The sequence below is a fragment of the Pseudomonas sp. P5_B2 genome, from assembly GCF_056400445.1.
On record NZ_JBFULH010000153.1, the window covers coordinates 1 to 8,743 of the forward strand.

Below are 8,743 nucleotides of genomic sequence, written 5' to 3' on the forward strand. Positions count from 1 at the left end.
TGTCAACATCGTCGACGACCTGCCTACCGCAGCGGCGAACACCGCCAGTGCGGTGGAAGGTGCAACGGTCAATATCAGCGTCCTGGACAACGACAAGTTTGGCGCCGACGGTCCGGATAGCAGTGGGGCGGTGATTGGCGTACGTGCCGGCAGTAACACGTCGACCCCGGCGGTCGGCGGGCTGGGTACCAATATCAATGGTACTTACGGCTACCTGACTCTCGATGCCGCGGGCAATGCCGTGTACCACAGCAACCCGAACTCGGTAGGGCCAGCAGGCGCCACGGACACGTTCACCTACACCATTCGTGATGCCGACGGCGATGTAAGCACCACCACCATCACCATCGACGTCAMCGACAATAGCCTTACAGCTGGGGTTGATCAGGACGTGAYGGTCTTCGAAAAAGCCCTSGACYTGASCAWGGGCGGTCAGGACCTGGCGGCGGGCACCGTCACCGGCAGCGACCCGGGCAACAYCGGGGAAACCGCTTCCGGCACGTTGGTGGGTTCGGTCACTGGCGGCAGCGGCGCGTTCACCTACASCYTGGTGGGCAGCGYCACCGGCAMSTATGGKCAGATCCWGMTYAACGCCGAYGGCACGTACACCTACACCCTGACCTCGGCGCCGAAAACGTCGCCGAACGCCAACGACGGGCCAAACACCCTGAGCGAAAGTTTCACCTACAAAGCCACTGATGCCTTGGGCAACAGCACCACCAGTACCATCGTCGTCAACATTGTCGACGACGTGCCAAAAGCAGTGGCGTCGGATCGCTCGGTGGCAGCGGTGGAAATCGACTCCAACGTGCTGATCGTGCTCGACATCTCTGGCAGTATGGCCGACGCCTCCGGCGTGCCAGGCTTGACTCGGCTGGCGTTGGCCAAACAGGCCATCAGCGCTTTGCTCGACAAGTACGACGACCTCGGCGACGTGAAAGTGCAACTCGTCACCTTCAGCAGCAATGCCACCGACAGAACCACGGTGTGGGCCGACGTGGCGACTGCGAAGTCGATTCTTGCGGGCCTGACAGCCGGCGGTGGCACCAACTACGATGCCGCGGTGGCCACGATGCAGACGGCGTTCAATACGTCCGGAAAACTGATCGGTGCACAGAACGTCGGCTACTTCTTCTCCGACGGCAAACCCAACGAAGGCGTCATCAGCACCAGCGACGAAGTCGCTCTCAAAGCCTTCCTCGACGCCAACAACATCAAGAATTATGCGATCGGCCTGGGCAACGGCGTGGATGACTTCAACCTCAACCCATTGGCCTACGACGGCAGCACCCACACCAACACCAATGCCGTGCTCGTCACCGATCTCAATCAACTCAACTCAGTGCTCTCGGGCACCGTGGTCGGTGCGCCGGTCACCGGTACATTGCTGGAGGGCGGTACATTTGGCGCCGATGGCGGCTTCATCAAAACCCTCACGGTCGACGGCACCACCTACACCTATGACCCTAAAGGCAACACCAACCAAGGTTCGCTGACCTTCAGTGGCATTAACCACGGCACATTCAACACGGTGAACAACAGCATCAGCATCGCCACCAACAATGGCGGCACCCTGGTGGTCAACCTTGATACCGGTGAGTACAACTACACCTCGCAGAAAACCACAGCGGTGGTGATCACTGAAAACATCGGTTTCACCGTCAGCGACAACGACGGCGACCTGGCCAGTTCCACGCTGACGGTCAAAGTCATTCCGAACGCGGCGCCGGTGGCGGTCGATGATCACATCATCACCAACGTGCTTTCGAGCAACATCGCGGTGCCGGGCGAACTGCTGCTGGCCAACGACACCGATGCCGACAAGGATCCGCTAACCGCGTCGCCAACGTCCTTCAACACGGGTTGGCTGATCGAGGGAGCGGACTTCACCGGCAGCGGCGCAATCAGCTTCGCCCGCACCAGCAATTATGCGGCTAACCAGACCCTGGCGGATGTGCGCAGTTCCTTTGCGGCCAACACCGCCACGATGACGGCGCTACTGGTGGTCAGCGGGTATCTGGGGCGGGTGACAGCCCATAACGCCAATGATGAAGACCTCATCACCGTGAAACTGAAAGAGGGTGAAACCCTCAATCTGGATCACAACCTGGCGGCCGGGCGCATCACCATGGAGTATTCCCTCAATGGTGGCGCCTTCGTCAGCATTGCGGACGGCGGGACGATCACCGCGTCGGCGGATGGGACCTACCAGATCCACCTCACCAACGTTACCAATCCCAGCGGCAACAGTGTCAACAACGCGGAAAACTATCAGCTGACCATGGCCATCAACTACGCCGGTGCCCATGACATCACACCGGACGCCCACGGCAACTACACCGCCAACGACAACCATGGCGGCAGCGACAGCGCGGCCGTGACCATCAGCTACCAGGATGGCCACACCCTCACCGGCACCACGGGCGATGACATATTGGTGGCCGGCACCGGCAACAACGTCATCAATGCCGGCGACGGCAACGACGTGCTCACCGCAGGCACCGGAAACAACGAACTGCACGGCGACGCCGGAAATGACCTGCTGTTCAGCGGCATCGGCAACGACCTGCTCGACGGCGGCACCGGCATCGATACGGCGAGCTATACCCACGCCACTGCCGGGGTCACGGTCGACCTGGGCTTGCTCACCGCGCAAAACACTGGAGGTGCCGGCACCGACACCCTCACCGGGATCGAAAACCTGACTGGCTCCAACTTCAACGACACCCTCACGGGTGACAACAACAGCAATATCATCAACGGCGGTTTGGGCGACGACATCCTCAAGGGTGGCGACGGTGACGACTTCCTGATCGGCGGACTGGGCAACAACACCCTCACCGGCGGAGCAGGGGCCGACACCTTCCAGTGGCTAAAAGGCAACAGCGGCCACGACGTCGTTACCGACTTCACACCAGGCACCGACAAACTCGATTTATCGCAATTGCTGCAAGGCGAAAACGGCACCACGGCCTCGCTGGATGACTACCTGCACTTCAAAGTCATTGGCAGCGGCGCCTCGGTACTGACCAGCATCGACGTCAGCGCCATGGCCGGCGCCACACCGAACCAGACCATCGACCTGGCCGGCGTCAACCTGGCCGACCATTACGGCGTGACGCCGGAAGCGGGCGGGGTGGTGGCGGGTGGGCACGATACGGCGACCATCATCAATGGCATGTTGAATGACCATTCGTTGAAGGTGGATACCGTGTGATCTAAAAGCCTGAAACGACAAAACCCGCCATTCCTCAGTGAGGAATGGCGGGTTTTTTTGTTGCCTGTGGCACCGCCATCGCGAGCCTGCTCGCGATGAGACCCGACAGACCGCCGCAAACTCACAGCCTGAAACCCATTGTGGCGAGGGGGCTCGCCCCCGTTGGGTTGAGCAGCAACCCCAAAACCATTCACCGCAGTCTTTCAGTCAGACCGCATTCACTGGGTTTACGACTGCTGCGCAGCCGAACGGGGGCGAGCCCCCTCGCCACTGGGAATGCGCGTCGCCGTAAATCCGCGTTAGCTTTGTGGATCAACGTTATCCAGCATCCGGTTCACCGCCAGTTCACCCAGCATGACGGAGTTTTGAATRCCCAACAGGGTGTGGCGCTGCGTACCGTTCAGTTGCCCYGCRAAATCACWCAACATCACACTCGCTGACGCCAACGTCTCRCAGGCGTTGACCAGCAGGGTTTYGTTATCAGTGTCGGGGCCGACGGAATAGATGGTGCTGGGTCTGCGTGGGGTGTCTTTGGGGATGACCGGTTTGAGGTAGTAATCGAGGGCGCGGTCGGCGGCGTTGTTGAGCTTTTTGGAATCGGTGGATTCGTAGGGGGAAACGTCGTCGGTTTCGGGTGGATTGGGTGTGATCTTGAACATGGTAAAACTCCTTGATTAATGGAGCTGCCACAGCTCGCTGCGAAACGAGGGGAGGTGGCCGCTGTACGCAGGTTCGCAGACCGGGAATCAAGGAACCCGGCAGACCCGAAGATCTCCCGCGCACAGCCGCCATAACGCAATGCAGTAGACGAAAAAAAGCGCCAACTGAAAGGAAACGGTGGCGCTATGCGCCTTGATTGATCCGGGCTGCGAAACCCGATCGCTGATTTGTCAGCGACCCGGAAACGATAGAGTCCAGGCTCAAAGCACACAAGCCGGCGGATTCTGGCGCAGTCGTAGGCAACGGCGCAAGGATGTGTAGCCTGCGTGAGTGTCTGGAGGTGTCTTTTAAACACCGATGTTTATTGCGTCCTGCTACATCGGCTCCGGCGGCCCGATCAACCGCCCCATCACCCCAAACAACCCCAATTCCCGAATCACCTCCAATTCCCCCTGTGTCTCCACCATCTCCGCAATCAACGGCAGATCAATGCTGTTGGTCGCTCGGTAAATTGCATCAATAAACAGCCGCTTGTCAGGCTGCACATCGATGCTACGGATGTACGCGCCATCGATTTTCAGATAAGCCAGTCCCAGCTGCGTCAAGTTGCCGATCTGGCTGAAGCTGCCGCCGAAATGCTGCAAACCGATGCGGTAACCCGTGTCGAGCAAACTGTGGCTCAGGCGCTGCAACTCTTCGGGCGGCGGCAATTGGCGCTCGTCGATTTCCAGGGTCAGCAGCGGTGCCAGGTCTGGCAGTGAGTCGAGCAAGTCGATGATCTCTCGCAGCTGCACCGGGTCGCGCAGGGTGCTGCCGGACAGGCTCAACGCCAGAGGCCAACGGTTGACGACCAAGTAGTCGAGGGTCGCTTCGAGCATCGCCAGATCGAACCGCGCCGACCAGCCAAGACACTCGATCCATGGCAGGAAATGCCCGGCGGCAATAGCCTCACCGCTTGGGTCGAGCAGGCGCGCGAGGACTTTGTGGTGCAGCACCTGGCTGGTGTCGGCGCATTGCACCACGGGTTGGAAATACAGCTGCAGTTTACCGTGGGTCAGGGCGTCGTCGATCCAGCTGCGCCAGTCATGTTGGGTGTGGTTGGTTGCGGTGTCGGTATCGGCCAAATGGACCCACGGCCGCTCGGGGTGTTGCCGGGCTTGCGTCAGTGCCTGATCGAGGCGCAGCAGTACATCGCTCGCCGGTTCGCCGGGGTGATAGGCGACGATGCCCAAGTGCGCCACCGGCATGCAATCGCTGGCATCGGTGAGGCGCAGGTTTTCCAGGGTGGCGCTGATTTCCGAGGCCAGGCGTGCGGCATCGGCACTGTCCAGTCTCGGCGTGAGCAGGCTGAATTCACCTCCGCGATTACGCGCCGCCAGCCAGGTGCATCGTTCCGGCGGTAGTGTCAGGCGCTTGAGCAGTTCGCCGACTGCGCTGATCAGCGCATCCGTACGCTGACTACCCAGACGCTGGTTGAGGCCTACCAGGTCGTTGATGCGCAGCATCAGCAAATGGCCGGCGCTGCTCTGTTCGCTGATCAGCAGGTGATCGTTCAGTTGCTCATCCAGCAAGCGCCGGTTGGCCAGGCCGGTGAGGCTGTCTTGATAGGACTCGGCCCGCAGTTTTTCACTGCGCGTGGCTTCTTCGGCGAACAGCGTTTTGAGCTTTTCGACCATCTGGTTCATCGCCAGCACCACACGCCTCAACTCCGGTGTGCGCGGCAGTTTCGGCAGGCTCAAAAACTCGCGTTTGCTGATGGCTTCGGCCTGTTTGACCATCTTGTCGAGCGGACGCAATTGCCGACGTAACAGCCAGCCGCCGAACACGGCGCTGAGCAAACCGCAGATCAGCAGCCAGATCAGGCTGCCCGCTGTGYTGTCCCACAGCTTGGCCAGAGCGAATTGCGGATTGCTCACCACCTCAACCCGCGCCACTTGGTCCCAGCCGCGCATGATCAGCGCGTCACCACCCTCTGGGCGCAAGTTGACGAGCCTGACGAACCAGCGCGGAACACCTTGGATTTTCGCCGGGGCACTGCGTTCCACCAACACTTGCTCATCGATAATACTGACGACGCGGATGCTGCTGAAATAGCCGCTGTCGTAAATCGAACTGACCATCAACTCGATCATGGCCGGGTCGTCGATCTGTGCGGTCAGCGACAAACCGAGCGCGGTGGCGGCGTCCTGTGCATGGGAGCGCAACTGGCTGAGCGTTTGTTCGCGGGAGGTTTCCAGGCTGACAAAAAAACTGCCGCTGAAGGCCACCAGCAAGAATAGGCAAATGGCGAGAAACAACTGTTTGCGCAGTGACATAAAACGCTCCTTGCGGTGGCGACTAGCCTTCGCCCACGGCGAACCCTTCGGCTTGCATCTTTTTCAACACGTCTTGCCAGCGCGACAGCTTTTTTGAGTCGCTGCTGCGTTTACCGCCATTGGCCCCCGGTAAGTACAGGCCTTCGGCGTTGAAGGCGTATACCGGCAACAGGTCTTTGCGCTGGGACGCGGGGCGGATCTCGTTGATCAGGTTATCCAGCACCAACGGTTCGGCCGTGGGGCTGCTGTAGAAGGTCAACACCATGTGCGCCTGGTTTTGGGCCAGGGCCTTGACGTAGGTGATGCGTAGTTTTTCGCTGGGAATCCCGAGATAGCGCAGGCTGAAATACTTCGCCAGCGCGTAGTCTTCACAATCGCCGGCGCCCTTGATCAGCGATTCTTCTGGCGTAGCCCAGTAATCGGTCTGACGCCAGATGCGCGTGTCGTCCTGGAAATTCAACTGCTGATTGAAAAAGCGATTGACCGCATTCAGTTGCTCGCGCTCGGGCTGCTTGAGTTGGCTTTTGAGCATTTGACTCCAGGCCTCGATTCTTCCCTTGGCGGGGCCGAGGGGGCCGTAGCGCTGTTCGGCGTTTTGCAGGATCTGCGTGAAGTCCCAGTCAGCCAGGACACTGCCCAGCCCCGTCAGCAGAAAACCGGCCAGCAGCAGCCAACCGCCGAGCCGAAGTCGGAGCGTTGACCATCCTGGACTACGCGGACGACGGAACATGTGGCAACTCGCGTGAAGATGTCTGAAGTCTAGGCGGTGTTTTCAGCGAGGGCGGACAAATTGCCGGGTTGCTACTGACTACCTGTGGCGAGGGGGGTTCTGTGGTCAAGGGGCTTCTGTGGTGAGGGGGCTTGCCCCCGTTCGGCTGCGCAGCAGTCGTAATCCAGTCAGCATGGTGTATCAGGAAAAACTCGTTCTGCAGGATTGGGGTCGCTTCGCAACCCAACGGGGGCAAGCCCCCTCGCCACAGAAGCCCCCTGACCACAGAAGACCTATAGCCACAGAAGTGACCTGGCCACAGAAATCGGGTCAGGATTTGTGCAGGGTTTTTTGCTTGAGGATATAAATCGTTACCAGCACTGCACTGGTCAGCATGAACCCGCGCGCCCACGGCAGGGGCACCAAGTAGCAGGAAAGCAGGATGCTCGCCCACATCAATCCGATGGCATAGACCTTGCTCTTGAGCGGGATGCCGTTACCGTCGAGGTAGTCGCGAATCCACGGGCCCAGCCGTGGATGCCCCACCAGCCACTGATAGAAACGCGGCGAACTGCGAGCGAAGCACGCAGCGGCGAGCAACAGGAAAGGCGTGGTGGGCAATACCGGCAGAAAAATCCCGATCACCCCTAGCGCTACGCTCAGCCAGCCGATGGCCAGCAGCACGTAACGCAACATCAGGGAACGGTTGCCTATGGGGTTGTCCATAGGCAAAACCTTAGTGGTGACGTGGCTTGAGGATCGCCGGTTTTTCGTCTGGCGCCTGGCACAGCAGGTACAGCGCGGTCAGGGCTTCCGGGATCTGCACGATCATGTCGTCCATCAGATTGGCATCTTTGGCGATGTCTTCGAACTCAGGCTGTTCGTCGAACAGACCCGAACCGACCATGATCGGCAGCAGCATTTCGCTGACTTCGTCTTCGGCAGTTTCAAACCAGGCTTCTTCGCGCAGGAACACGCCTTCCATGAAGCCAATGCACCAGCCTCGCAGGTCGGAATCATCCGGCTCTTCGCCCAGGTCCAGGTCGCATGGCAGCTCGAACTCTTCGTCGGACGCCAGTTGGCGGGCGATGTGAGCCTTGAGGGCCAGCAGGGTGGATTCGATGGCTTCACGCTCGGTGTCGTCGGCGTAGTGCGGCTCTTCGGCGAAGAGGGCATCGATCCATTCACGCTCTGGAACGGTTTCGGAACAGATCGACAGCGCAGTGAGATAGCCGTGGGCGGCCACGTAGTCCAGCGCCTCGTCATGCAGTTCGTCGGCGTCGAGGAAGACTTGCAAACGGGTTAGTTGCTCAGCGAAGGACATTAACGGGATACCTTGGGGAATGTTCGATGCGGGAATTCTAGGCCTTCTTGAGCGCTCAGGCCAGCCGCACGGCATATTTGAAGCCTCAGAACACCGCATTCCCTGTGGGAGCGAGCTATGTGGTGAGGGGGCTTGTCGGAACGCCGCATCGCCCCGTTGGGTCGCGAAGCGGCCCCAAAACCTGCAATCGCCATGTATCTGATACACCGCGTGCAATGTTTTACGACTGCTACGCAGCCGAACGGGGGCGAGCCCCCTCACCACATAGCTCTCCCACAGGGTTCTTGGTTGCATTGGCTTGATGTGTCTTATCAGCGGTGCCCTGTGCAAGGGAGGGCTCGGGTATACTCGCGCGTTTTGTGATGCCCTGCTGGCGTCGTGGCTGAAATGTGCAGCGTCATGCAATGCGCACTTACGATTTGTCGGTGCAGCTTGCGTGGTTCTGAACCAGCCTTGCAGGGATGTTTTTGTGATTTTTGGAGTTTTTATGCTCGAACAGGCTCAACGCGTCCTCAAGG

Annotated in this window: 6 protein-coding genes; 1 reads left to right on the top strand and 5 read right to left on the bottom strand. The window is 59.7% G+C overall.

Annotated elements, in window-relative coordinates:
* A partial coding sequence (locus tag AC1DRJ_RS13985) for a type I secretion C-terminal target domain-containing protein (RefSeq protein ID WP_477802676.1) occupies positions 1-3,217 on the top strand: 3,217 nt, incomplete at its 5' end.
* A gap of 299 nt (positions 3,218-3,516) precedes the next feature.
* On the opposite strand, the gene AC1DRJ_RS13990 is transcribed toward AC1DRJ_RS13985, so the two are convergent.
* From AC1DRJ_RS13990 to AC1DRJ_RS14010, 5 genes are all read right to left on the bottom strand, one after another.
* Positions 3,517-3,876, bottom strand: a complete 360-nt coding sequence (locus AC1DRJ_RS13990; RefSeq protein WP_477802677.1) for a DUF6124 family protein — start codon at positions 3,874-3,876, stop codon at positions 3,517-3,519.
* Positions 3,877-4,251: 375 nt separating this feature from the next.
* A complete protein-coding gene (gene lapD, locus AC1DRJ_RS13995; RefSeq protein ID WP_477802678.1) occupies positions 4,252-6,192 on the bottom strand; it encodes a cyclic di-GMP receptor LapD in 1,941 nt (646 codons plus the stop codon).
* A 22-nt stretch (positions 6,193-6,214) separates the two neighbouring features.
* Entirely contained in the window at positions 6,215-6,922 is a 708-nt protein-coding gene (lapG, locus tag AC1DRJ_RS14000) for a cysteine protease LapG (RefSeq protein ID WP_477802679.1), read from the bottom strand.
* Positions 6,923-7,231: 309 nt separating this feature from the next.
* Positions 7,232-7,627 carry a YbaN family protein gene (locus AC1DRJ_RS14005; RefSeq protein ID WP_477802680.1) on the bottom strand — a complete coding sequence of 132 codons (396 nt, stop codon included), beginning with the start codon at positions 7,625-7,627 and terminating at the stop codon, positions 7,232-7,234.
* Positions 7,628-7,637: 10 nt separating this feature from the next.
* A complete protein-coding gene (locus tag AC1DRJ_RS14010; RefSeq protein WP_477802681.1) occupies positions 7,638-8,225 on the bottom strand; it encodes a UPF0149 family protein in 588 nt (195 codons plus the stop codon).
* Positions 8,226-8,743 lie beyond the last annotated feature (518 nt).

What these genes read in the sequence shown, in the direction of transcription:
- AC1DRJ_RS14010 (WP_477802681.1), bottom strand. Translation starts at nt 8,225, where the DNA reads ATGTCCTTCGCTGAGCAACTAACCCGTTTGCAAGTCTTCCTCGACGCC.
- AC1DRJ_RS14005 (WP_477802680.1), bottom strand. Translation starts at nt 7,627, where the DNA reads ATGGACAACCCCATAGGCAACCGTTCCCTGATGTTGCGTTACGTGCTG.
- lapG (WP_477802679.1), bottom strand. Translation starts at nt 6,922, where the DNA reads ATGTTCCGTCGTCCGCGTAGTCCAGGATGGTCAACGCTCCGACTTCGG.